The sequence below is a fragment of the Pseudomonas sp. MUP55 genome (genome assembly GCF_034043515.1).
GTDB lineage: Bacteria > Pseudomonadota > Gammaproteobacteria > Pseudomonadales > Pseudomonadaceae > Aquipseudomonas.
This window is the reverse complement of record NZ_CP138214.1, coordinates 1,798,915-1,824,580: the sequence shown is the minus strand read 5'-3', so window position 1 is coordinate 1,824,580 and position 25,666 is coordinate 1,798,915. Positions and strand designations below refer to the sequence as shown.

Below are 25,666 nucleotides of genomic sequence, written 5' to 3'. Positions count from 1 at the left end.
ATCAGGCGAAGACCACCACCGTCTGGCGGCTGAGGGCAATCAACTCGCCGGTCGGGCTCCAGAGCGCCGCGGCGGCATGGCCGTAGCCGTCGCGGGCGTGTTCGATGTTGACGTGGTATTGGCACCAGTCGAGGGTGGTCAGGTGCTGCAGTGGCTGGATGAATTCGATGGTCCAGGTCAGGGTGCTGCCCGGCGCCGGTTTCTTGAGGTAGGGGAGCAGAGCCGGCGGCCAGGCATCGACCAGCGCAAGAATGTGCGCCTCGGTCAGCGCCTCTTCTTTCACATCCCCACGCAAACGCACCCAACCGCCCATCTCGCGGGATTGAGTGCCGGTAAACGGCAGGCCGCCGACGCTCCAACGCATTGCCAGGTGGCGCATGAATTCGGGCGTGACGCCTTTGATATAAGGCAGTTCCTGGCATTGATCCCAATGCTTGAACGCAGGTGGCGGCTCGCTCTTGACGTCGATTGCCGACTCGCGGGACGCACCGAAACTGGCCTGGACCAAGGTCGCTACTTCACCGTTCTGCACCACCCGGCCCAGCAATTGGCTGACGGCCTTGCCTTCGCGCAACACTTCAACTTGATAGCTGGCGGGTACATCGGGCGCTACCGGGCCAACGAAGGTGATCGCCAAGGAGCGCAGCGGTCGGTCCGCCGGCACTTGTGCACGCAAGGCTTCGTATTGCAATGCAGCGACCAGACCACCAAAGGTGGCGCGGCCTTGGGCCCAATCGGCGGGAATGGTGACATCCAGCGGTTCGCTGCGAGCAGCGTCGAGCAAATCACTAAAGCGCATGGCGACCTCACATCAAGAAAATCGATGAGGGATCTTAACCACCACCCCCGTCAGGTACAGCGCCTATTCCGGCCAAAAGCCGGACCGGTTCAGAAACAATTGGCGCTGAGCTTGTCCAGCACCCGATCGGCCCGCGCCTCGGCCTTGACCATGGTTGCGCGCCAGGTCGCCACACAGGGTTGCAGGTCAGCCTGGTGCTCGGCCTGGATCAGCCACTGCCAGCAGTCATGCCAATCTCCCAGGGCGCCCTGGGCTTTTTTCAAGCCTGACAAGGCGTTGGCCGGCAGTTTGTCCAGCTCGGGATAGGCTTCAGCGGCGTAGCGCACGCGTTTGATCAGCAGGCGCAAACGATGGCGATCATGCTCCGGATCCTTCAGCGCGTGATCGAGGGCCTTGCATTGCTTGGCCAGGCGCTTCTGAATGCGCGAACGCAACCCCTTGAGCAACTTCTGATGCTGGGAGGCGCGAAGGAACCGTGGAAACGCATCGAGGATCAGCAGCAGGTGCGCCAGCTCAGGGCTCTGCGCCACCTGGCGATAGGCGTCCGGTTGCAGGCGCAGACGCCGATCAGCCGCGGCATCGTGACCTTGCCGATGCAAGTACGCCGCCAGCACCTCACGGTCACGCAGCGGCGTAGTCAATTGGCCGACGGCGCTGGCGGCCGCTTCCAGCTGTTCCACACCCGCAAGCCCACGTAAAGGGCGCAACAGGCTGCGCAGGCGGCGCACTGTGGTGCGCAGATCGTGCAACGCTTCATCGTCGGTGACGGCAGCAAGACGAGCCTGGCAGCTCAGTAACCCTACTTCCAGGCCAATGACCTGAGCGACTAACTGATTGACCAGCGCTGACATCCTGCCCTCCCCTTGTGATGTAAAACCTCAGTCGCGGGCTGGCGCATCAACGCCCTGCACGTGACTCACGAATATAGAAGCGTGCCTTCTCGGCCTTGTTGGCGCACCCTTCGAACGCTTCGAATTGCTGCTGGGTCTTGGCCCCGGTCAGCAGCGACAGAGCCTTGGAGTAGCTGACGGTGCCGGCAAAACCCTCGGCCTTGGCCAGGTCCAGTTCTTTCCAGGCGGCATCCAACTGCGACCCGCAGCTGTCGCGGTACGCGGTTTTCCCGGCACAGCCAGCCAGGGCCAACAGGATCACAGGCACACACATCCAGGCTTTCATTGATGACACCTCAAAATATACAAAATCTGTCGTAGCCTGTAGACGTTACCTACAGGGAAAAGTGCCTTGTCCCTGGCCTGAAAACCGCAGTACCTATTGCCAGAGCATACCCGAGCCCAGGCGCGATTCTGGAAAAATATTGCCAGGGCTCACCGAGGATTGAAGCAGCCCCCTGGATGGGTGCATTGTGGGCATCTGTTTTGCGAAGGGTCTGGTTATGAAGAAACGTGTTGCCTTAGTGCTGGGCTCCGGCGGAGCCAGGGGCTATGCCCATATCGGGGTGATCGAGGAAATCGAACGACGCGGCTATGACATCGCCTGTATTGCCGGCTGCTCCATGGGCGCCGTGGTCGGCGGGATCTATGCGGCCGGCAAGCTGGACGAGTACCGGAACTGGATCGAAAGCCTTGATTACCTCGACGTCTTGCGCCTGGTGGATGTGAGCTTTCGTCTGGGCGCGATTCGCGGCGAAAAGGTATTCGGGCAGATCCGCAAGATCGTCGGCGAAATCAATATCGAAGCGCTGCGCATCCCCTACACCGCTGTGGCCACCGACCTCACCAACCAACAGGAAATCTGGTTCCAGGAAGGCTGCCTGCACCAGGCCATGCGCGCCTCGGCAGCGATCCCCAGCCTGTTCACACCGGTGATGCAGGGCAACCGCATGCTGGTGGATGGCGGCTTGCTCAACCCGCTGCCCATCGTGCCGGTGGTGTCGAGCCATTGCGACTTGATCATTGCCGTCAACCTCAACGCCACCAACCAGAAGCACTACCATTTGCCGGTGATCCAGCGCCCGCCAGCCTTCAAAAGCCGCTTTAACAGCCTGGCCAAATCATTGGGTTCGCACCTGCCGTTTCGGCGCAAACAGGCAGAGCAGTTGATGAAGCTCGAACAGGAAGCCTTGCAGGCCCAGGCCGCCGAGATCAACCCGTGGCTGGAGTCCGCCGAGCCCGAATCCCAGCAACCCGCCGCCGCGCCGGAAAAACCCGGTGCGCCAAAGTCGGCCACGGGCTCGTTCATCATCGACAACGTGGGGCCGGCCTCCCTGCTGGACTTGATTAACCAGAGCTTCGAGGTGATGCAGACATCATTGGCACAGTACAAAATCGCCGGCTACCCGCCAGACGTGCTGATCAACGTGCCAAAGCGGGTGTGCCGGTTTTTCGAGTTCTACAAGGCGCCGGAATTGATCGCGCTGGGACGGGAAATTGCCAGCGATACGTTGGATCGGTATGAGAGTGAGCAGTCTTGAGAGTGTAGGCGTTGCTGATGGCCCCATCGAGGGCAAGCCCACTCCCACAATTGGACCGGGTTTCAACATGAGCATGGGGTCGAATGTGGGAGTGGGCTTGCCCGCGATGGGGCCAGTTCAGGCAGCGAAACGCTATTCGCCCTAAGCATTCAGCAACCGATACCCCACCCCCGCCTCCGTCACGATAAACCGCGGCTGGGTCGGATCATCCGCCAGCTTCTGGCGCAAATGCCCCACCACGATACGCAGGTAGTGGCTGTCTTCGGTATGAGTCGGGCCCCAGATGTCCTTGAGCAATTGCTGCTGGGTAATCACCCGCCCAGGATGCCGCGCCAGTTGCGCCAGCACTGCGTATTCCTTGCGGGTCAACGCCACTTCGGCGCCGTCCAGCAGGACGCGGCGGTAGGCCAGGTCAACCGTCAGCGGGCCGAAATTCAGCGCCGCTTCCTGGGCCTCGCCCGCCGGTGCCTGACGCAACAGCGCGCGTACGCGGGCGAGGAATTCCTGGATGCCGAAGGGCTTGGTCACGTAGTCGTTGGCGCCGCCATCAAGGGCTTCGACCTTCTGGCCTTCGCTGGCCCGCACCGACAGCACCAGTACCGGCACCGTCGACCATTCGCGAAACTCGCGCAGCACTTGCTGGCCGTCCATATCGGGCAGGCCCAGGTCGAGCACGAGTAAATCCGGCTTGCTCAATGCCGCCTGGGCGAGGCCTTCGTTGCCGGTGCCGGCTTCGATCACCTTATAGCCCTGGGAGGCCAGGCTGATGCGCAGGAATTTGCGGATCTGCGGTTCGTCATCAATGACTAGAATCGTCGCGGTCTGGCTCATGGTGTCCAATCAAAATCCGTAAAAAACAAACCATTGTAGGAGCGAGCTTGTTGTGGCGAGGGAGCTTGCTCCCGCTGGAGTGCGAAGCGCTCCCAAACTGGTCAGGCAGGTGCATCTGACGTGTCGCGACCGATTGGTTTTGGCGCTGCTGCGCAGCCCAGCGGGAGCAAGCTCCCTCGCCACAATAGGCGAAGATCTACCGGTTCAAAGGTCAGTATCCAAACCCGGCTGAGATTGTAGCGGCAGAAACAGGGTGATGCAGGTGCCCCGCCCATCAATGCCATCCGCCACGCTGATATGCCCACCGTGCGCGCCGACCATGCCCTGGCAGATCGCCAAGCCAAGACCGGTGCCTTGCCCGCCCCGATCACCGCGGGCAGCGGTGTAGAACATGTCAAAGATCTTTGCCCGCTCATCCTCGGGAATCCCCGGCCCCTCATCGGCCACGGCAAAAAACAGCTGGCTGTCCACCACCCCGGCGCTCAATTGCAAACGGCCCTGGGGCGGCGAAAAGCGCGCAGCGTTTTCCATGACATTGACCAAAGCCTGCTCGATCAATGCCGCATGCACGTAGAGCAGCGGCAGCTCCGGCGGTACATCGGTACTCACCTGCAACGGTGCCAGCACCGCGCGCAATCGGCCAAGGGCGCTGCCGACGATATCGCCGGGCGAGACCCAATCGCGGGCCAGCTTCAGCGCGCCGTGGCCCAGGCGGGTCATGTCCAGCAGGTTCTGGATATAGCGGTCGAGACGCTCGGCCTCGTCGCGGGTGCCTTCGAGCAATTCGCGACGATCCTCCAAAGGGATCGCCTCGCCCAGCGCCAGCAGGCTGTCGATACTGCCGCGCATGGAGGTCAGCGGCGTGCGCAAATCGTGGGATACGGAGGCGAGCAAGGCGCTGCGCAGTTGTTCGGTTTCGCCGTGCAAACGCGCGGACTCCAACTCCTGCCCCAGCTGTGCCCGCGCCAGCGCCTGGGCCAGCGGCTGGCTCAAGGCCGTGAGCAGACGGCGACGTTGGCCGCTCAAGTCCATGCCGGCCTTCGCGCTGACGCCCAGCAAGCCGAGCGGGCCCTCTTCACCCGACAACGGCCACCACCACCAACGCCCAAATGGCAAGGTGCCGGTGCCTTTGCCTGCCGGTTGATCGTGCTGCCAAGCCCAGTCGGCAGCGGCACGTTCGGCCTCGCTAAGGGTCAGCGGGCCGCCGGTCTCGATCATCCACCCGCCCTGGCTGTCGCGATTGATCAGGCACACATCCAAGTCATTCCAGCCTTGCAGGTGATGAGCCGCCGCACTGACAACGGCCTGGCGATCTGTGGCCGCAGTGAGCTTGCGTGACAGGTCGAGCAGTTCGCTGGTTTCTTCCTGAGTATCGCGCAGCGCCTGCAGTTGCCGACGCTGGCGGGCGGCCAGGTTGCCGGTGAGCGCCGCCATCAACAGGAAAAACAACAGGGTGAGGACATCCTCCTCACGCTGGATGGCAAAGGAAAAATTCGGCGGGATAAACAGAAAGTCGTAGGTCATGAACGACAAGGCCGCACACACCAGCGAAGGCCCCAGGCTGCTGCGCACCGCCACCAGCAGGACCGCTGCAAGAAACACCAGCGAGATATTCGGCAACGGCAATACGCTGGACACGCCCCAGGCCACGCCGGCCGCGACAACGGTCGCCACCACGGCCAAGGCGTAGTCGAACCAGCGCAGCCCACGCGCATCCGGCAGGCGCGGCGGTGCGGGAATATCGTCGCTGTCGAGCACGTTGATTTCCAGGCCCCGCGCGTTGCGCAACAAGCGTGCGGCGAGGCCACCGCCGAACAGCCGTCGACGCCAGCGCATACGCGACTGACCGACCAGCACCAGGCTGGCGCGGCGTTCGCCGGCATGCTGGATCAGCGTCTTGGCCACTTCTCCAGCGCGCAGCAACACCACTTCCCCACCCAGCCGCTCGGCCAGTTGCTGGGCGTTTTGCAGGCGCAGGCGCGACTGCTCATCGCGTGCACGGCCGTTGTCGACATGCACCAGGCTCCAGGGCAAATGCCGACGCTGGGCGACTCGACTGGCGTGGCGCACCAGACGTTCGGCTTGAGCGTCGCCATCTATACCCACCAGCAAACGACCACGTACCGCCGGGGCAGCCTGGCCGAGTTGGCGATACCCTTGGGCCAGGTCGTCATCGACATGGGCTGCAGCCGTTTGCATGGCCAGCTCGCGCAGGGCCATCAAGTTGGTTTGGGTGAAAAACGCATCGATGGCCGCGCGCGCCTGTTCGGGCACATACACCTTGCCGTCGCGCAAACGCTCCAACAACTCGCGGGACGGCAGGTCGATCAGCAGTAACTCGTCAGCCTCTTGCAGCACCCAGTCCGGCAGGGTTTCACGCACCTGCACGCCGGTGATGCCGCGCACCTGGTCATTCAGACTTTCCAGGTGCTGGACGTTGACGGTGGTGAACACGTTGATGCCGGCAGCGAGCAGCTCCTGAATGTCCTGCCAGCGCTTTTCATGCCGGCTGCCGGGGGCGTTGCTATGGGCCAGTTCGTCGACCAGCACCAGTTTGGGCTTGGCGGCGAGCAGGCCGTCGAGGTCCATTTCTTCGAGCATCACGCCACGGTATTCGCTGCGCAGCAGCGGTTGTTGCGGCAGGCCGCTGAGCAGCGCTTCGGTTTCCGCACGGCCGTGGGTTTCGACGACCCCGGCAATCAGTGGCACACCCTGGCGCAGCTGGGTGTGGGCCGCCTGGAGCATGGCGTAGGTCTTGCCCACGCCGGGGGCGGCGCCGAGGAAAACTTTGAGCCGGCCACGGCCGTTGCGGGGCAGATCGGCTAGCAGGGCATCGGCGCGGCCGGAGTCGCTCATGCGGATAGTGTCCTTCAGGTATCAAAGTAGTCAGGCTCAATGCAAATCACATGTGGGAGGGGGCTTGCTCCCGATAACGGTGGTTCAGCTGAAATAGTGTTTGCTGATACTCCGCTATCGGGAGCAAACCCCCTCCCACAGGGTTTTAGAGTTTTTCCAAGGCCATGTTCAGTGCCAGTACGTTGACGACGGGTGGCCCCACCAGCGGGCTTTCGATGTGTTCGTCCAGCAACCGCTGCAAGGTCGACACTGGCACATTTCGCGCGGCTGCCACTCGCGCCAGTTGATAGGCAATTGCCGGCGGTGGCAAGTGCGGATCGAGCCCGCTGCCGGAGGTTGTGAGCGAGGCCAACGGCACCGGCCCCTGGCCAGGCACCTGTTGTTTATTTGCGTCATCGAAGATACGCGTGGCCAGCGCGGGGTTGCTCGGCCCCAGGTTGCTGGCGCTGCTGGAAACGGTCGCGAATGCCCCGGCCGAGGGGCGTGGATGGAACCAGCCATCACCGCTGAAATCCTGGGCGATCAGGCTGGAGCCGCGCACCTTGCCGCTGGCATCGCGCACCAGGCTGCCGTTGGCCTGGTCCGGGAAAGCGACTTGCGCGACGCCGGTCACCACCAATGGATAGGCCACGCCGGTGATCAGGGTCATGAGCACCAGCAGGCTCAGGGCCGGGCGGATTATGTTGGTCATTTCAAACTCCTCACATTGACTGGATAGATGCAGGACGCAGAGCGTCCGGGGCGTCATTCCCACGCGGAGCGTGGGAACGATCAGCGCGGAGCGTGGGAACGATCAAAGTGCGCTCACCATGGACCGCAGGGTCAAACCAGGTGCAGCGCCGTCAGCAGCATGTCGATCGCCTTGATGCCAACAAACGGCACCAGCAGCCCGCCCAGGCCGTAGATCAGCAGATTGCGTCGCAACAACGCCGCCGCACTCGCCGCCTGCACCCGCACGCCGCGCAGAGCCAGGGGAATCAGCACCACGATGATCAGCGCGTTGAACACGATGGCCGACAGGATCGCGCTCTGCGGGCTCTGCAAATGCATGACGTTGAGCACGCCCAATTGCGGGTAAATCGCGGCGAACAGTGCTGGCAGGATCGCGAAGTATTTGGCCACGTCGTTGGCGATGGAAAAGGTGGTCAGCGCGCCACGGGTCACCAGCAATTCCTTGCCGATCTGGACCACGTCCAGCAGCTTGGTCGGATCGCTGTCGAGGTCGACCATGTTGGCGGCTTCGCGGGCAGCCTGGGTGCCATCGTTCATCGCCATACCGACGTCAGCCTGGGCCAGCGCCGGCGCGTCGTTGGCGCCGTCGCCGCACATGGCGACCAGGCGGCCGTCGTTCTGCTCATGGCGGATACGCGCGAGTTTCTTCTCCGGGGTGGCTTCAGCCAGTACGTCATCCACGCCCGCTTCAGCGGCAATCGCGGCGGCGGTCAACGGGTTGTCGCCGGTGACCATCACGGTACGAATGCCCAACTTGCGCAGCTCGGCAAAACGCTCGCGGATACCAGGCTTGACCACGTCTTTGAGGTGGATCGCACCAAGCAACTTGCCATCGGCGCACACCAACAGAGGTGTGCCGCCACTTTGGGCGATCTTGTCGATTTCCCGCGACAACGCCGGCTGCAGGTCGCCACGTTGCTGGCCGATAAACGCCAGCAGCGAATCCACCGCGCCCTTGCGGAAAACGCGGCCCTGATAGTCCACGCCAGACAGCCGGGTTTCGGCACTGAAAGGGACTGCGGTCAGTTCGTCCAGCGTCGGCTCTGCCTGGGGGTGCAGGGCGCGCAGGTATTCGACGATGGACTTGCCTTCCGCCGTGTCATCGGCCAGGGAGGCGAACAGCGCACCTTCGGCCACTTCCCGGCCACTGACGCCCGGCGCCGCCACCACTGCCGTGCAACGACGATTGCCGAAGGTGATGGTGCCGGTCTTGTCCAACAGCAGCACATGCACGTCCCCCGCCGCTTCCACCGCGCGACCGGACTTGGCAATCACGTTGAGACGCACCAGACGGTCCATGCCGGCGATGCCGATGGCCGACAGCAAGCCGCCGATGGTTGTAGGAATCAGCGTCACCAGCAGTGCGACCAGGAACACCAGAGGCAGGCTGCCATTGGCGAAGTGGGCGAACGGCTGCAGGGTGATCACCACCAACAGGAAGATCAGCGTGAGGCCGATCAGCAGGATATCCAGCGCGACTTCGTTGGGGGTTTTCTGGCGTTTGGCGCCTTCCACCAGGGCGATCATGCGGTCCAGCGTGGACTCACCCGGGTTGGCGGTGATGCGGATCAGCAGCCAGTCCGACACCAGGCGGGTGTTGCCGGTGACGGCCGAACGGTCGCCGCCGGATTCGCGAATCACCGGAGCGGATTCGCCAGTGATCGCGGCTTCGTTGACGGCGGCGATACCTTCGACCACCTCGCCGTCGCCCGGAATCATTTCACCAGCGGCGACGCGCACCACATCACCTTTGCGCAGGCTTGCGGCCGGAACCACCTTGAAGCTGCCGTCGGCCTCCTTGCGGCGTGCGCTCAGGCCTTCACTGCCAGCCTTGAGGCTGTCGGCGCGGGCCTTGCCACGGCCTTCGGCCAAGGCTTCGGCGAAGTTGGCGAACAGCACGGTGAACCACAGCCACACAGCGATTTGCACGGCCACGAAGGTTGGCACGGCGGTGTCCGGCACAAAGCACAGCACGGTGGTGAGGATGGCGGTCAGCTCGACCACCAACATGACCGGAGAGCGCTGCAGCTGGCGTGGGTCCAGCTTGACGAACGCCTGGATCAGCGCCGGGCGCCACAGGGCGGACATCGCGGTTTTAGCGGGTTCCTGGGGTTTGACCGGGGCCGCATTTTTTACAGGCATATTCATGTTCATATCCCCTTTAGAAGCCCATGCTTAGGTGTTCAGCAATAGGACCCAGCGCCAGCGTCGGCAGGAAAGTCAGGCCGCCGACCAACAAAATAGTCACGGTCAACAGGGTCACGAATAACGGGCCGTGGGTCGGGAAACTGTTCTGGCCAATCGGCGCGGTCTTCTTCATCGCCAGGCTACCGGCCAGGGCCAGTACGGGAAGGATGTAGCCGAAACGGCCGATCAACATGCCCAGGCCGAGCATCAGGTTGTGGAACGCGGTATTGCCGCTGAAACCGCCGAATGCCGAACCGTTGTTGGCACTGGCCGAGGTGTAGGCGTAGAGCAACTGGCTGAAGCCGTGAGGGCCAGGGTTGCTGATGGCACCGGCCGGGCCTGGCAGGCTGGCGGCGATGGCGCCCAGCACGAGCACACCCACCGGCATCACCAGCAGGGTCACCACCAGCAATTGCACTTCCTTGGCCTGGAGCTTCTTGCCCAGGTATTCCGGGGTGCGGCCTATCATCAGGCCGGCGAGGAACACCGCAATCAACACGTTGAGCAGCATGCCGTACATACCGGCGCCGACGCCGCCGAAGATCACTTCGCCGACCATCATGTTGACCAGCGCCACCATCCCGCTCAGGGGGTTGAGGCTGTCCTGCATGCCATTGACCGAACCGTTGGACGCGGCGGTGGTGGTGACCGACCAGAGCACCGTGCCGGTGGTGCCGAAACGTGCTTCCTTGCCTTCCAGTGGCGCGGTTTGTTCAACGGCCGGGTTGTTCAGGGTTGGGTTGGGCTGGTACTCGGCCCATAGCGAGGTCGCACCGCCAATCAGGAACAAGGCCAGCATGCAGGCGAGGATCGCCCGGCTCTGGCGCAGGTCTTTGACGTAGTGACCGAAGGTAAACACCAGGGCCACCGGGATCAGGATGATCGACGCCAGCTCAAACAGGTTGGCCCATGCGGTCGGGTCTTCGAATGGATGCGCCGAGTTCACCCCAAAGAAGCCGCCGCCATTGGTGCCCAGTTGCTTGATCGCAATCTGGCTGGCCGCCGGGCCCAGTGGGATGACTTGATCCACGCCCTGCATGGTCACGGCGTCAACGTAATGGGCGAAGGTCTGCGGCACGCCCTGCCATACCAGAAACAGCGCCAGCACCAGGCATAACGGCAGCAAGCCGTAGAGGGTGGCGCGGGTCATGTCGACCCAGAAGTTACCCAACGTCTGGGTGGATTTGCGACCGATCCCACGGCAAAGCGCGACCAGGACCGCCAGGCCAGTGGCGGCGCTGACGAAGTTCTGCACGGTGAGGCCGACCATTTGACTGAGGTAGCTCAGGGAGGCTTCGCCGCTGTAGTTCTGCCAGTTGGTGTTGGTCATGAAACTGACCGCCGTGTTGAAGGCCAGCGTCCACTCCTGGCCCGGCAATTTCTGCGGGTTGAGTGGCAGATAGTTTTGAAACAACAGGATTGCGAACAACAGCAGGAAGCCCGCGAGGTTGAACGCGAGCAAGGCCAGCATGTATTTCTGCCAGCTTTGCTCCTGCTGATCGTCCACACCCGAGAGGCGATAACAGGCTTTCTCGACAGGCCCCAACACCGGCGTCAGCCAAGTGCGCTGGCCTTCCATCACCTTGTAGTAGAACCGCCCCAGAAACGGTGCCGGCACCAGTACCACGGCGAAGAAGGCGATGATCAGCCAATAGTCATAACTGTGCATAGCCTGCTCCTAGTTCCGATCCGCGCGTAACAGCGCAACCAGCAGATAAATGAACAGCGCCACGGCCAATAGCAGTGACACCCCGTCCAGAACGCTCATGGAAGTTTCTCCGTTTAACGGCGAGTGCCGCGTGTGGAGCAATTGTCCGCAGGAGGGGTGTAAAGGAACGAGAGCGAGGCGGTGCGCGGGGCGTAAAGATGGCGTAAAGAGTGGCTTTATGCGGGGTTTACACCTGGGATTTCGGCGCCGGGCACGGGCTATTAAGAGCATGCCCCTCCCCGCGCTTGACCGAGGTGTCACGCCGAGCACCGTTCAACCTGTGGGAGGGGGCTCGCCCCCGATGTCGCCAGCCAAGCCCCCCTCGCACTCAACTGGTGCACCGCCGCCAACATTCAAACGCCAAACCATCTCCCAAACGACAGTCGTGCAGCTTTACGACAATGATTCTCAGGCTGGCATGTCCACTGCAACACCCTGAATCATTCCAAACCGTTCAGGGAGCGCTTCACAATGAACACACAACTCAAACCCACTTTGGGCACCCTGCATCTATGGGGCATCGCTGTCGGCCTGGTGATTTCCGGCGAGTACTTCGGCTGGAGCTATGGCTGGGGCGTGGCCGGCACGCTGGGCTTTCTGGTGACCTCATTGATGGTCGCCGCGATGTACACCTGCTTCATATTCAGCTTCACCGAACTGACCACCGCGATTCCCCATGCGGGCGGCCCCTTTGCCTACAGCCGCCGCGCCTTTGGTGAAAAAGGCGGCCTGATTGCCGGCCTGGCGACTCTGATCGAATTCGTCTTCGCCCCACCGGCCATTGCTCTGGCTATCGGCGCCTACCTCAACGTGCAGTTTCCGGCACTGGATCCGAAACACGCCGCCGTCGGCGCCTACATCGTGTTCATGGGCCTGAACATACTCGGCGTGAAACTCGCCGCCACCTTCGAGCTGGTGGTCTGCGTACTCGCCGTCGCCGAGCTGCTGGTGTTCATGGGCGTCGTTGCCCCGGCGTTCAGCTTCAGCAACTTCGCCCTGAACGGCTGGGCCGGCTCCGACACCTTCGGTGCCCCGGCGATTGCCGGCATGTTCGCGGCGATCCCCTTCGCCATCTGGTTCTTCCTCGCCATCGAAGGCGCAGCCATGGCAGCCGAAGAAGCGAAAGATCCCAAGCGTACGATTCCAAAAGCCTACATCAGCGGCATCCTGACCCTGGTGATCCTGGCCATGGGCGTGATGTTCTTCGCCGGCGGCGTAGGCGACTGGCGCACCCTGTCGAACATCAACGACCCGCTGCCCCAAGCCATGAAAACCGTAGTGGGTACACACTCCGGCTGGCTGCACATGCTGGTATGGATCGGCCTGTTCGGCCTGGTGGCGAGCTTTCACGGCATCATCCTCGGCTACTCGCGCCAATTCTTCGCCCTGGCCCGCGCCGGTTACCTGCCCTCCTTCCTGGCCAAACTGTCACGATTCCAGACACCCCACCGCGCCATCATTGCTGGCGGCGTAGTCGGTATCGCCGCGATCTACAGCGACGGCCTGATCAACCTGGGCGGCATGACCCTGACCGCCGCCATGATCACCATGGCCGTGTTCGGTGCCATCGTCATGTACATCATGAGCATGCTCAGCCTGTTCAAACTGCGCAAAACCGAACCGCTGCTGGAACGCACCTTCCGCGCACCGGGCTACCCCATCGTGCCCGGTATCGCGCTGGTACTGGCGGTGGTGTGCCTGGTAGCGATGGCCTGGTTCAATGCCTTGATCGGGCTGATCTTCCTGGGCTTTATGGTGGTGGGCTTCATCTACTTCCAACTGACTGCACAAGACCGCGCCGACGCCCCGGCGGACGCAATGTTGACGGGACTATAAGGCCTGCGAGGCAGAACGGGCGTACACTGAACTACTCAGAGCGCCCGTCACTCAAAGCAGTCATTCCCGTGGGAAATTTCCCCACGGGCAGCTGCCTCAAGGAGAGCCTTATGCCGTGGTATGCATGGTTGATTATGGTAGTCGCGATCGGGTCGATCGTCGGTGGACTGATGATGCTGCGCGACAGCGCCAACAAAGTCGAACTCACCGACGAACAACGCAAACGCGTGGCCGAGCGCAATGCGCAAGCGGACGCCAAGGATGCGCAAGACCGCTAAATCGCTTACAACCCTGTGGCGAGGGAGCTTGCTCCCGCTGGGCTGCGAAGCAGCCCTACTCCCATTGCGCCTTGGCAATATGCAACCCATGTTGCCCCTTGTAGGCCGCTCGCTCCGGCTGGCTCCAGCCACTCAGCAATTCATCCTCCAGCCTGTAGATCTCAACCCCCAACGGACGACACACCGTCAGTGGATCCTGCGCATCCGGCCCCCACATCGGCAGTGACAAATCCCCACCTGGGCACGTCGACAGCGCACACAGCAAATCAATCTCGGCAAAGAACTCCAGGTAATCCCCCTTCTGCGCCGGACAGGCTTTCATGAAATACATGTCGTCGTGATTGAGGCCGGTGCACTGGAAAATATTCAGCACGTCATGCACATCGAACTCCGTCAGGCCGTGGGGCAATACCGCGCGTGTCAGGTTCGAGTGGCAGTGATGATGAAAGTCCTCCCCGGTCAGCATACGGTTCACGTAGGGGTCGCAACGCGTACCGAGCAAATCGTGCAGCCTTCCGCCGTGCTCATCGATGCCGTAGCTTGCCAGGCTGTCGTCGGTAATCGTGACCAGCGGCCGTAAAAACGGCAGGTTCGACCACAAACGGTCATGGGTGCTGACATGGGCGCCTTGAAGCTGCCGAGTACGCGCCGCCCATAAGCGCTCGCGTGGATCATTGGCGTTCCACACGTTAAAATCACCTACCTGCGGCCCCACCGGCGTCGTCACACGAAACACATGCCCGGCCGGCACTTTCCACGCCCTGCCCGTGCGGATTGGCACCTCGAACTGCTCGATCAGGGTGCGCTGGTTCTTGCTGTCACGGATGCGTTCATAGAACGCTGTATTTACCTGCAACGCCGAACCTTTGCTGACCTGGTAAGCGGCTGGATAGTCTTTGTAAATGAGGCAATCCTCCATCAATGGTGATCAAACAAGGCGAGGGAAAGGTGTTCCGAATCGTCCAGATACAGGCTCATCGCCTCGCAGGCGGCTGGTTTGTCGTCGTTAACCAAGAGTGCGTAAATCTCACGATCGCGCTCCAACCAGGGCGATTGGAAACATTGCTCGTCAGGCGCTGCGCAGAACACAAGACGCAATTGGGCGATCACCTGAGCGAAAAATTCATCGAACAGGGGACTGTGCATCAGCCCGACAACTTGTTGGTGAAACGCCAGACTGTGAGTGGCCACGGCACGCCAGTCCTCACGTTCCCGCGCCAGAGTGGTGGCGTCGATTGCGTTTTGCATCCGCTCGGATTGGTCGTAAGTCAGAGCGCCACTTTGGGCAATGGCTTGCAGCTCCAAGGTGCGGCGGACCACAAATAGATCGCGCACTTCGTCACGTTCCAGGCGGCGCACCATTACGCCCTTGTTACGCACATACCGAGTCAGCCCTTCCTGCCCTAACCGATGCAGGGCTTCGCGAATCGTATTGCGTGATGCGTTGTAGGCGCTGACCAGGTCGGCCTCAATCAACGGCATACCCGGTAACAGCAGCCCGCCGATGATATCGGCGCGTAGTTCCAGGGCGATCTGGTCGGCCAGTGACACATTGAACTTCATTCACACCTCAAGATTGTTGAACAATCACTATTCTTGAGGTAACCACTTTTCATGCCAGGTGAGTCAGGTCGTAGAGATCAATGCGATAAAAAAGGCCGATCAACGATCGGCCTTCTGCGCTACGTCCGTTTAGTTGATCACCAGCCTCTCACGATTCTTCTCCAGCAAAGCCTTGCCAATGCCCTTTACCTCCAGCAGCTCATCCACCGCCGTGAAGGGACCATTGCTTTCGCGAAAAGCGACGATCGCCTTTGCCTTGGAAGCACCAATACCGAACAGATCGCGTCGCAGGGTTTCGGCGTCAGCGGCGTTGAGATTGACCTTGGCAGTTTTTTCGGTTTTGGTCATCTGCGTGGAGATGGGGGTTGGGGCCTCAGGTTTGGCAGATGGGGCTGCGGTTGTCGCGACAGAGAGAGTGGTGAGGAAGGCGAAGATGAGGGAGGAAATGTAGGTGTTTTGCATTGGTGACGCTCCATGACATCGATAAGAAAAAAAGCAGCTTTTCCGAAGCTGCTTTTCTAATTTAGGCGATGGTTGGAGGGTGTCAAAAATGGGTGAGTAACAGGGTGTTAACTCACGGCTCCAGACGACGTTGCTGGTAAATCCAATCGACGATTTCGCCGTCGGGCGCATAACCGCTGACGGTGTCACGCAGAAGCTGGCGGACGCGGGTGTAGTCATCCTCATCAACTGCAGCGAGCAACTCAGTGAGCTTGCCTTTGAGTACTTCCCATGACAGATGATCTTCGTTGGCACTCATAATCATTGGGTGCTGCGTAGCAACAACGTTGTCACCAATCAGTAACTCTTCGTAAAGCTTTTCACCGGGACGTAAGCCAGAGAACTCTATAGCGATATCACCGTGTGGATTCTTCTCAGAACGCACACTGAGGCCGGAAAGATGAATCATTTTTTCGGCCAATTCAACGATCTTCACCGGCTCGCCCATGTCCAGCACAAACACATCCCCCCCCAATCCCATGGAGCCTGCCTGAATCACCAACTGGGCCGCTTCAGGGATCGTCATAAAGTAGCGAGTGATCTTTGGATGGGTAACCGTCAGCGGGCCGCCAGACTTGATTTGTTTATGGAAAAGCGGAATGACTGAACCCGAAGAACCCAAGACATTCCCGAAACGAACCATCGTGAATCGAGTTTTATTGACGTGCGAGATGTTCGATTTGTCTCCGAACAACACCGGCGCCAACTCATGACTGAGGGCCTGCAGCGTCAGTTCGGCCAAGCGCTTGGTACTGCCCATGACATTGGTAGGGCGTACTGCTTTGTCCGTAGAGATCAGAACAAAGTTGGAAACACCAACTTGAAGCGCGGCCTGGGCAGTATTCAACGTCCCGATAACGTTGTTCAGCACACCTTCTGCAATGTTGTGCTCGACCATCGGTACATGCTTGTACGCTGCGGCATGATAAACCGTGTCTACGCGCCAGGTTTTCATGACATCCAGCAGTTTGGACTGGTTACGCACGGATCCAAGGATAGGCAATAGCTTGACCGGCAATGACTCACGAATGACGCGTTGTTCGAGTTCCGAAAGTATGCTGTAGAGATTGAATTCGCTGTGTTCAAACAACAGCAAGGTAGTTGGACGCAGCGATAAAATCTGCCGACAAAGCTCAGAACCGATGGAACCGCCCGCACCGGTCACTAGGACAGTCTGGCCCTTGATGCAGTGCTCCAAAAGCTCGTCCTGGGCAGGCACGGCATCACGGCCCAGCAAATCGGCGATGTCGACTTCCTGAATATCATCTACCTTGACGCGACCACTGGCCAAATCCATGAAACCTGGGACGCTTCGTACGTGGAGTGGGAAGCCTTCCAGAAACCCTAGGATTTCGCGCCGACGGCCGCGGTTCGAGGACGGTATGGCCAGAAGGATCTCTTGGGCACCGGTGGCGTCGATCATGCGCTGGATATGTTTGGGTTTGTAAACTTGGAGGCCTGAAATAACACGGTCAGTGATACTCACGTCATCATCGATGAAAGCCACTGGACGCATCACTCTGCCCATACGCAATGCCGCGACTAGTTGGTTGCCGGCAGCACCTGCACCGTAGATAGCCACCCGGGGCAAACCGTCATCGCGACTTGTGAACGGTACGTGCTGCGATGCTGCGAACCAATCGCCCAGGAAATATTGACGCATAGCCAGGCGTAGACCACCGACCATAATTAGGCTGAGCCACCAATAGTTGAAGATGATAGAGCGCGGGACGACATTTTGATGGTTGCTGTACCAGTACACAACAACGCCTAGTATCAAAGACGAAAGACTGACAGCTTTGATAATCGCAATAAGCGCATCGTTACCGAAATATCGCATAACAGCACGGTACATGCCAAAACGGATAAAAAGAGGAATAGCAACGACCGGCGCGGCAAGAAACAACCATGAATGGTCCAAGAAAGGATTGGCCACGTCATCTACGCCAAGGCGCACGATAAATGCGAGCCATAGGGCAGCCCAGACTACGAACACGTCTGTTCCTACCTGAATCAGTCTCTTCTTCCGGCGAGGTAGACCCACCAAGAACGCACGTAATCTGTCCATAACCCCTTCGCCCACCTCAGACTGCTCCCAAATTTTTTTGGCGTTTCGACACACCGCAATGGATAGTTGCTAGCGTCGTCTCTATCGACATTCAGCTCGTTGACGCTTCCAACGCGCCTGCGTGATATTTACCCGCCAAAAGTATCAACGGCACGTAGGCAATAATTAGACCCGTGATTCCATCCAGCCCAAGCAACGTCACGCATAACGCCATCGGAAGCAACCAAAATAGATTGAGCACTGCTACCGCTAAGGTCACTGGTAAATGCTTTCCAAACTTTCGGGACGCAAATTGATAGGCATGACTACGATGCGCTTCGTAAACCTTATCACCGCGTAATAGCCTGCGAACAAGAGTATATGTCGCATCCACAATGAATACCCCAAGAAGGATAAGCCAGACCCATAGCAACTGGGCAGATGCCCAAGCAGCTTGGATAGAGATGACTCCCAGGACCATCCCCAGAAAGCCGCTGCCTGCGTCTCCCATGAAGATGCGGGCCGGAGGAAAATTCCAGAAAAGGAACCCCGCTACTGCCATCGCGAGCAGGAGAGGTGGCCAGATGAGGCTCTCGAAGCCACTTATCCAATAGATCAAACATGCGCATAGGCTCACACAAATAGCCTCCACGCTGGCAATTCCGTCAATACCGTCCATGAAATTATAAAGGTTAAGCAACCATACGAGATAAAACGCAGCCAAAACGTCGCCTACCAAACCTAGATTGACTGTCATTCCAAATACTACGACAGATGGCATCCCCCCCAACCAGAACAATGCCCAGATTGCCGCGACGAAATGGCCTAGCAAACGCCAGCGCGCAGCGATATGACCATGATCGTCCGCAAAACCTATTATAGCAATCAGCGCTCCGGCCCCCCCCACAGCAATCGACCCGTTAGATGAACCAATATGCAGCCAACTCAAAAACGGCAACGTCAATAAGAAAGACAAAACGATGGAAACGCCCCCTCCCCGAGGGGTGGGCACTGAATGAGAGCTACGCGCATTTGGAATATCGATGATGCTGCGTGCCAATGCATAACGCCGTAATCCCGCAGTCATTAAAAAGGAGATGATAAAAACAACTATGACGATCAGCCACCAATAAGTCATTTTTTTTCATATTCCATATAGTGTTTCGCAGCCGCTTCTAATGCACGGTCAACGCTTACTGGAGGAGCCCATTGCAGTAAAGAGCGGGTTTTGCCGATGTCTACCGCCAGCGACCCACACAACCGCTGGGATAATGAGCGTTTACCCATTATATTGGCAGCAGCGATAAGCGTCCAACTGGGGACTGGTAGAAGCCGCGCCGACTTGCTTAGTGCAATAGCCATACGACGCAAAAGTTGAGTTGTAGAGAGATCCTCACCATCGCTGACCAAAAATATCTGGTTAGCAGCGCCAGGATGTACCAGCGAAGTAATGATCAGATCAACCAAGTTGTCCAATGCGACCAAACTCCGGGCGTTGTGTATAGCACCGAACGGAAGAGGTACTCCCTTGTCCAGCCAACGCATCATGTTCAGAAAATTCGCTTTCACCCCCGGACCGTAAACCAATACCGGACGAATAATAACAACATCCATGGACGTGCGACTGGCCAACTCTCTCAACCCCTGCTCCGCCTCCATTTTAGAAATACCATACGGATCACATGGCTGAGGGCAGTCATCTGCTGTGTAAGGTCTACCAAGTTTCGTGCCTTCACCATTGACTTTGATGGAGCTTATGAAAACAAAACGTCGAACACCTGCTTCAGCTGCTTGCCGGGCGAGGCGCAAGGTACCCTCGACATTGACCTTGCGAAACGCCGCTAAAGGATCGATCTCCTTGTCGTTCATTACGTGTACACGAGCTGCACAATGGACGACTGAATCGACACCGACGAAACACCCACTCCAGTCAGTTGTTTCGAAAGTACAGAAACGAACGGCCTGCACTCCCTCCTCAACTCGATCATCGATGTTACGGAGAGCCGCTTTTACGATAAACCCGTCGGCTACCAAGCGGCGCATCACGGCACCGCCCACAAAACCGGTTGCGCCGGTTAGAAAAACAGATTGTGGCATTAGCGTCGTCCTTTGCGTAACGTTGCGTCGCGAAACAGCTGTTCCAAACGAGTCAGCAACGTGGGCTTCGAATAGTTTTTCAAATAATACTCGCGACCAGAATTGCCCATGCTCGCGCGTCGCTCAGACGTCATGGTAGCCAATTCGAGCGTAATACGTGCGAGTGCTTCAGCATCGCCGGATGCGCACGACAAACCAGCACCTGAGTCGTCAATAACCCGAGCGGCTTCACCATCAATCATCCCCAAAATCGGCTTACCAGAAGCCAAATAGGCCTGGACCTTACCGGGAATAGTTTTCTCGAATACATCATTCGTCTTCAGAGAAACCAGCAAGGCATCAGCACATGCGAATAATGCGGGCATTTCCTCTAAGGGGTGGCGCCCAAGCAAAAGAACATTTCCGAGTTCGCGAGCCCTCACTTCATCTGCTAACCACTGACTCATTCGCCCGTCGCCCACAAACACCCACCGAATAGAAATTTTATTCTGCAGTGACTGAACAGCTTGAGCAATTGCAGGAAAGTCTTGGGCCTCACCTAAGTTACCCGCGAATAAAATAGTAAAGAACGCACCGTCTGGCTGCAACAATGATGTGATTGGGAAGGAACTTTTAGAAAACTCATCCTCAGCCCAACTTGGAAAATATACCAATCGCTCAGAAGGCATATCACGTGTACAGTAACGTTTGACGCTTTCAAGGAAGCCGTGAGATTGAAGCAGTAAATAATCAGCACGATTATAGATCCAAGAAACCAATTTCCCTACTAACGAAAGCAGCGCTGTATTTTTTAAGACCCCTACAGCTCTAAGTGTCTCAGGCCAAAGATCAAGTACCCAAATAAACACAGGCGCTTTTTTTATACGGCCAATCACAAGGGCTGGTATCGCTGCCATTATCGGCGAGACCGCATACACAAACACAACGTCAATTTTTTTATTGCGTAATTTCCATGGGCCAAGCACAGACGCAGCAACAAAAAAAGAGAAATAATTTAAGATCAGACTAAAACTACGTGTCCCGCGTGGTATTAACGGCACTCTGACTACCTGAGCACCTGAATAATTTTCGAATTCACTCGGACAGTTACGAAAAGGTTCGTATATCGCACCTTCTGGATAATTGGGCAAACCAGTCAAAACCGTGACTTCATGCCCCCTTTCAACAAAATCTCGAACGAGATCATTAATACGCATGTTCTCAGGCCAAAAATACTGAGTAACCACGAGAATTTTTAGTTTACTAGCGGGCATGAATCTATCACTCAATAGCGTTTCCAAACGATACGATTTACATAATCTGTGTAGCTATGAATAATTCTCGCTACCTTCTGAGATACATTTGGCATACTGTAATCAGCAACCAAACGCAACGTGCGATCTTGCCCGACACCCTGGCTTTCCAGCAAGTTCAACGCTTGCAAAACCCGGTTTACCTCCAGACCGACCATCATTACCGCTGCCTCCTCCATGCCTTCGGGGCGTTCGTGAGCTTCACGGATATTTAGAGCAGGAAAATTCAGAATTGACGACTCCTCATTGATTGTTCCACTGTCAGAGAGGACCGCTTTGGCTGAAAGCTGTAACTTATTATAGTCTTTAAATCCTAAAGGTTTTAGTAATTGTACGTTTTCGTGAAAGACCACGCCCATTGCGTCTACGCGCTTCTGAGTACGCGGGTGGGTTGAAACAATGACGGGATATCCATAGTGTTCCGCGACAGTATTTAGAACCTGCACTAATTTTAAGAAATTTTTATCGGAATCAATGTTTTCTTCACGATGGGCACTTACAACAAAAAAATTTCCTGCTTTTAAAGAAAGTCTTTCAAGTACGTCTGAACTATCAATACCAGCACGATAATGAGACAAAACCTCAAACATCGGACTCCCCGTTTTGATTACCATATCTGGCGACAATCCTTCGCGCAACAGGTAGTCCCTAGCGATAGTGCTATAAGTGAGGTTGATATCAGCCGTATGATCGACTATGCGACGGTTAATTTCTTCTGGCACGCGCATATCAAAACAACGATTACCCGCCTCCATGTGAAACGTAGGAATTTTGCGGCGTTTTGCAGGTATAACAGCCATACAACTGTTTGTATCTCCTAATACCAACAGCGCCTCTGGGGATTCCTCTGCAAGCACTCGGTCAACGGCAATGATCACATTACCTATCGTTTCCGCTCCATTGGCACCGGCGGCATTAAGAAAATGGTCAGGCTTACGAATACCCAAATCGTCGAAAAATATTTGGTTCAGTTCATAATCATAATTTTGGCCAGTATGAACGATAATATGTTCACAGTGTTCATCCAGAGCCGCCATAACACGAGACAGACGGATAATCTCAGGCCGAGTACCTACAACAGTCAAAACCTTCATCTTCTTCATAATAACTCCTTACCATTATAGCCAGTTGTTATGCATTACCCACAGCAAGCGCGTAAGTATCCGGTTGAGCTCGGTCAAATATCTCATTCGCCCAGAGCATAACAATCATTTCATCTTGGCCGACATTAGTAACGTCATGAGTCCAACCAGGAACCGTTTCAACAATTATCGGCTTCTCGCCATTCGTACGCAGCTCATAAAACTCACCCGTTATAATATTACGGAATTTAAAGCTCGCTTCGCCACGTATCACCAAAAACTTTTCGGTTTTACTATGATGATAGTGACCACCTCGCGTTACGCCAGGATGTGCAGTAAAATATGAAAACTGTCCGGCATTCGGTGTCTTAAGCATTTCAACAAATACGCCGCGAGGATCGCCATATTTAGGCACCTCATAAGTAAAGTTCTCTGGCGGTAGATAGCTGAGATAGGTCGAATAGAGCGCACGAGTGAGACCAGTGCCCACTTGTTCGGTGATCAATGTAGCACGGCTCTCACGAAATGCATTCAGCGTTGCAGACAAATCACCCACAGTTATTTGATATTGCGGGCTAACCTCTACATATAGACTCGCCGTCACCAGACCATCCATCACGGCTAAAAATCTCTTGACCACATCATCAATATATACGAGCGTAACTTGCGCGGACGAATCATTGATCTGTATGGGCAATCCTCTAGCAATATTGAAGCAGAACGTCGCAACCGCCGAATTGTAATTAGGACGAGCCCATTTACCAAATACATTAGGCAGTCGAAACAAATAAACTGCAGATCCGTGAACAGAGGCTAGTTGTTTTAGAATATCTTCTGCCGCACGTTTACTTGACCCATAGGCGTTGTCTTGCTCTGCCTGTATTGAAGAAGTATATACAATCGGAATTCTACGTCCGCTAGCAATAACAGCATCTGCAAGTAAACGAGTGAGATCAGTATTTCCCGCTTTGAACTCCTCAGCATCTTTTGGACGATTTACGCCAGCCAGATGAAAAATAAAATCTACCTGCTTTACTTTCTCAAAGAGACAATGATGATCGTCGTCACGAGAAAAGCGAAAAACTTCAATGTCTTTTCGCTCTGACAAATGAACAGCCAAGTTTTGCCCGACAAATCCATTAGCGCCCGTAATTAATACTTTCATCATCATTCCTCAGGTGCAGCGTGTTCACCGCGTTGGATCGCTTGCATAAAGTCCAACTTAAGCAACAAATGCTTCATCCCTTCGACATCAAGACGTTCCGTGTTGTGTGAATTATAGTCCTCGGTATGAGAAATTTTTTCTTCTCCCTGGTCTACGAACTTACTGTAATTCAAGTCGCGCAAATCAGGCGGCACACGGAAGTAATCGCCCATATCTTCAGCGCAGGCCATTTCCTCTCGGCTCAGGAGAGCCTCGTACAACTTCTCACCATGACGGGTGCCAATTACTTGGATAGGATGGTCGGGTTTACCAACGAGAGAAGTTAAAGCACGAGCAAGCGTCTCAACCGTCGCAGCAGGCGCTTTCTGTACAAAAATATCGCCATTATTCCCATGTTCAAACGCATACAGAACCAAGTCAACCGCGTCTGACAACGTCATCATGAAACGCGTCATATTCGGGTCTGTAATAGATAGTGACTGGCCAGCACGAATCTGCTCAATAAAAAGAGGAATTACAGAACCGCGAGACGCCATGACATTACCGTAACGAGTTCCACAGATAACTGTAGAGTTGTCATTACGTGACTTTGCAACCATAACTTTTTCCATCATTGCCTTGGAAATACCCATGGCATTAATAGGATAGACCGCCTTATCTGTGCTAAGACAAACAACGCGTTTGATATTATTCTGAATAGCGGCCTCTAATACGTTATCAGTTCCTAAGACATTGGTTTTCACCGCTTCCATAGGATGAAATTCACAAGAAGGGACTTGCTTAAGCGCTGCCGCGTGATAGATAAAGTCAACACCGCGACTAGCATTCAAAACACTTTGAAAGTCGCGAACATCGCCAATATAAAACTTCAGCTTAGCGCTATTATAACGCTTACGCATATCATCTTGCTTTTTCTCATCGCGGCTGAAAACACGGATTTCTTTCAAATCAGAGTCTAGAAATCGCTTTAATACGGCGTTTCCGAAAGAACCAGTACCACCAGTAATCATCAAAGTGGCATTTTTAAAAACATTAGTCATACATGCGTCTCCTTACAATATAGAAATAATTTTTTCTTTTGCCTTTTCAACTGTCAGGCACTCTTCATAATATAGCCGTCCAGCATCTCCCATTGCTTTTCGTAATAACGGGTCTGAAGATAATTTTTTCAGCTTGTCATGTAGCTCATGGCTTTTACCTGCCAAGACGGAAAATCCTGCTTTGATATCGTTTTGCAGAATGCTCCCAAAATCGGTTACCGCGTCAAGTGACGCCAAGATCGGCAAAGATACTTTAAAGTAGTCGACGGACTTAGAGGGAAAGCTTGGCACGCTTAGTTTACTCGACAGAGAAATCAATCCGATATCACTAGCCTGGACGACGTTTTGATATTCGTCACGAGGTACGTAGTCTAAGAATGTCACATTCGTTAGACCCTGATTTAAGGCACTACTCTCCAAACGCTCACGCTCAGTACCTTTACCTATAAATAGAAAGCAGACGTTATCTTTTGCTTCAAAACTCAACCTTGCCAACTCCAAGATATTTTCAAGCTCTTGAACTATGGACATTGCACCGCCATACACAGCAATAACTTTGTCCATTGGCAGGTTGTACTTCGCTCTGACAGCGGCTTTATCCACCGGCTCTACGATTTTTACCTTAGCCCAAAGCGGAAGTATTTCTACGCGAGACCGATCAACACCTGGATAGTTCTCCAGTAGAAACTTAATATTCCCCTTAGTCATACAACCAATACGGTCAAAGGTACGATACATCTTAGTTTCTAGGCGTTGAAAAAACCCGAAGAAAAACTTGTTCCTGATAGCACCCAAATCTTTAAGATAGAACGGAAAAAAATCCCACAATACAAGGTAAGACTTAGCTTGGTAGTTACGCTTAAAAAAATTCGACAACCCAACAATGGTAACGCAAGGCGTGTTGGCAATTAGCAGGTCACACTCTTTAATATGTTTTCTAATAATTATTCGCGCCCAATATGGGAACAAAAAAACCTTTAAAGCAGTACCAATAAAACCTGTTGTATAAAAAAAATCGAATAACCTAATCCTGACAACTTTTACACCATCTATTTCTTTAACTGATGATTTTGGGTCATCTCGAAGCCAAGAAAATACCACAGCGCACATGCTGTATCCATCGTCTCTGAACGAATATGCCATCTCATTCGTCAGCCAAGCATCTGACTTGTGTTCAGCGTATTTAGTTGTGAGTAAAACTACATTTTTTTTCATAAGCTA

At 56.0% G+C, this 25,666-nt stretch carries 23 protein-coding genes; 3 read left to right on the top strand and 20 right to left on the bottom strand.

Annotation, left to right across the window (positions count from 1 at the left end):
* Window position 1: 1 nt before the first annotated feature.
* From SC318_RS08215 to SC318_RS08205, 3 genes are all read right to left on the bottom strand, one after another.
* A complete protein-coding gene (locus SC318_RS08215; protein WP_320430358.1) occupies window positions 2-799 on the bottom strand; it encodes an acyl-CoA thioesterase in 798 nt (265 codons plus the stop codon).
* An 89-nt stretch (window positions 800-888) separates the two neighbouring features.
* The gene (locus SC318_RS08210) at window positions 889-1,650 is read right to left on the bottom strand and encodes a CHAD domain-containing protein (protein WP_320430357.1); all 762 of its coding nucleotides are present in this window, start codon (window positions 1,648-1,650) and stop codon (window positions 889-891) included.
* 46 nt (window positions 1,651-1,696) lie between these two features.
* On the bottom strand, window positions 1,697-1,975 hold the full coding sequence (locus tag SC318_RS08205; protein WP_124385743.1) for a hypothetical protein: 279 nt from the start codon (window positions 1,973-1,975) through the stop codon (window positions 1,697-1,699).
* 217 nt (window positions 1,976-2,192) lie between these two features.
* On the opposite strand from SC318_RS08205, the gene SC318_RS08200 reads away from it, so the two are divergent.
* Window positions 2,193-3,230, top strand: coding sequence for a patatin-like phospholipase family protein (locus tag SC318_RS08200; protein WP_306492214.1), 1,038 nt, complete (start codon window positions 2,193-2,195; stop codon window positions 3,228-3,230).
* A gap of 141 nt (window positions 3,231-3,371) precedes the next feature.
* On the opposite strand, the gene SC318_RS08195 is transcribed toward SC318_RS08200, so the two are convergent.
* The 6 genes from SC318_RS08195 to kdpF form a co-directional block, all read right to left on the bottom strand.
* Window positions 3,372-4,061 (bottom strand): response regulator, encoded by a 690-nt coding sequence (locus SC318_RS08195; protein WP_134659778.1) that lies wholly within the window; start codon window positions 4,059-4,061, stop codon window positions 3,372-3,374.
* 204 nt (window positions 4,062-4,265) lie between these two features.
* Entirely contained in the window at window positions 4,266-6,917 is a 2,652-nt protein-coding gene (locus tag SC318_RS08190) for a DUF4118 domain-containing protein (protein ID WP_320430356.1), read from the bottom strand.
* 145 nt (window positions 6,918-7,062) lie between these two features.
* The gene (gene kdpC / locus SC318_RS08185; RefSeq protein ID WP_320430355.1) at window positions 7,063-7,608 is read right to left on the bottom strand and encodes a potassium-transporting ATPase subunit KdpC; all 546 of its coding nucleotides are present in this window, start codon (window positions 7,606-7,608) and stop codon (window positions 7,063-7,065) included.
* Window positions 7,609-7,739: 131 nt separating this feature from the next.
* Window positions 7,740-9,803: a potassium-transporting ATPase subunit KdpB gene (kdpB, locus tag SC318_RS08180; RefSeq protein ID WP_320430354.1), complete on the bottom strand. Its 2,064-nt coding sequence runs from the start codon at window positions 9,801-9,803 to the stop codon at window positions 7,740-7,742.
* Between the two features lie 7 nt (window positions 9,804-9,810).
* Window positions 9,811-11,505 carry a potassium-transporting ATPase subunit KdpA gene (gene kdpA / locus SC318_RS08175; protein WP_320430353.1) on the bottom strand — a complete coding sequence of 565 codons (1,695 nt, stop codon included), beginning with the start codon at window positions 11,503-11,505 and terminating at the stop codon, window positions 9,811-9,813.
* Between the two features lie 9 nt (window positions 11,506-11,514).
* Window positions 11,515-11,604: a K(+)-transporting ATPase subunit F gene (kdpF, locus tag SC318_RS08170; RefSeq protein WP_003218754.1), complete on the bottom strand. Its 90-nt coding sequence runs from the start codon at window positions 11,602-11,604 to the stop codon at window positions 11,515-11,517.
* 411 nt (window positions 11,605-12,015) lie between these two features.
* Between kdpF and eat the strand changes: the two genes are divergently transcribed.
* Window positions 12,016-13,380 carry an ethanolamine permease gene (gene eat, locus SC318_RS08165; RefSeq protein WP_320430352.1) on the top strand — a complete coding sequence of 455 codons (1,365 nt, stop codon included), beginning with the start codon at window positions 12,016-12,018 and terminating at the stop codon, window positions 13,378-13,380.
* Window positions 13,381-13,490: 110 nt separating this feature from the next.
* The gene (locus tag SC318_RS08160; RefSeq protein WP_003172675.1) at window positions 13,491-13,658 is read left to right on the top strand and encodes a DUF2897 family protein; all 168 of its coding nucleotides are present in this window, start codon (window positions 13,491-13,493) and stop codon (window positions 13,656-13,658) included.
* A 55-nt stretch (window positions 13,659-13,713) separates the two neighbouring features.
* On the opposite strand, the gene SC318_RS08155 is transcribed toward SC318_RS08160, so the two are convergent.
* The 11 genes from SC318_RS08155 to SC318_RS08105 form a co-directional block, all read right to left on the bottom strand.
* Window positions 13,714-14,562 carry an urea carboxylase-associated family protein gene (locus tag SC318_RS08155; protein WP_320431201.1) on the bottom strand — a complete coding sequence of 283 codons (849 nt, stop codon included), beginning with the start codon at window positions 14,560-14,562 and terminating at the stop codon, window positions 13,714-13,716.
* Between the two features lie 14 nt (window positions 14,563-14,576).
* A complete protein-coding gene (locus SC318_RS08150; protein ID WP_320430351.1) occupies window positions 14,577-15,221 on the bottom strand; it encodes a GntR family transcriptional regulator in 645 nt (214 codons plus the stop codon).
* A 129-nt stretch (window positions 15,222-15,350) separates the two neighbouring features.
* On the bottom strand, window positions 15,351-15,683 hold the full coding sequence (locus SC318_RS08145) for a ComEA family DNA-binding protein (RefSeq protein ID WP_320430350.1): 333 nt from the start codon (window positions 15,681-15,683) through the stop codon (window positions 15,351-15,353).
* A gap of 112 nt (window positions 15,684-15,795) precedes the next feature.
* Entirely contained in the window at window positions 15,796-17,790 is a 1,995-nt protein-coding gene (locus SC318_RS08140; RefSeq protein ID WP_320430349.1) for a polysaccharide biosynthesis protein, read from the bottom strand.
* Between the two features lie 91 nt (window positions 17,791-17,881).
* Window positions 17,882-18,907: an MraY family glycosyltransferase gene (locus SC318_RS08135; protein WP_320430348.1), complete on the bottom strand. Its 1,026-nt coding sequence runs from the start codon at window positions 18,905-18,907 to the stop codon at window positions 17,882-17,884.
* Complete coding sequence (locus tag SC318_RS08130) at window positions 18,904-19,866, bottom strand: UDP-glucose 4-epimerase family protein (protein WP_320430347.1); 963 nt, start codon at window positions 19,864-19,866, stop codon at window positions 18,904-18,906. Before SC318_RS08130 ends, SC318_RS08135 begins: the two co-directional genes overlap by 4 nt.
* Complete coding sequence (locus SC318_RS08125) at window positions 19,866-21,119, bottom strand: glycosyltransferase family 4 protein (RefSeq protein ID WP_320430346.1); 1,254 nt, start codon at window positions 21,117-21,119, stop codon at window positions 19,866-19,868. The genes SC318_RS08130 and SC318_RS08125 overlap by 1 nt, the downstream gene beginning before the upstream one ends.
* A gap of 11 nt (window positions 21,120-21,130) precedes the next feature.
* Window positions 21,131-22,261, bottom strand: coding sequence for a non-hydrolyzing UDP-N-acetylglucosamine 2-epimerase (gene wecB / locus SC318_RS08120; protein WP_320430345.1), 1,131 nt, complete (start codon window positions 22,259-22,261; stop codon window positions 21,131-21,133).
* 28 nt (window positions 22,262-22,289) lie between these two features.
* Entirely contained in the window at window positions 22,290-23,405 is a 1,116-nt protein-coding gene (wbjC, locus tag SC318_RS08115; protein ID WP_320430344.1) for a UDP-2-acetamido-2,6-beta-L-arabino-hexul-4-ose reductase, read from the bottom strand.
* Window positions 23,406-23,407: 2 nt separating this feature from the next.
* Window positions 23,408-24,445, bottom strand: a complete 1,038-nt coding sequence (locus tag SC318_RS08110; protein ID WP_320430343.1) for a polysaccharide biosynthesis protein — start codon at window positions 24,443-24,445, stop codon at window positions 23,408-23,410.
* 12 nt (window positions 24,446-24,457) lie between these two features.
* Complete coding sequence (locus SC318_RS08105) at window positions 24,458-25,660, bottom strand: glycosyltransferase family 4 protein (RefSeq protein WP_320430342.1); 1,203 nt, start codon at window positions 25,658-25,660, stop codon at window positions 24,458-24,460.
* Window positions 25,661-25,666 lie beyond the last annotated feature (6 nt).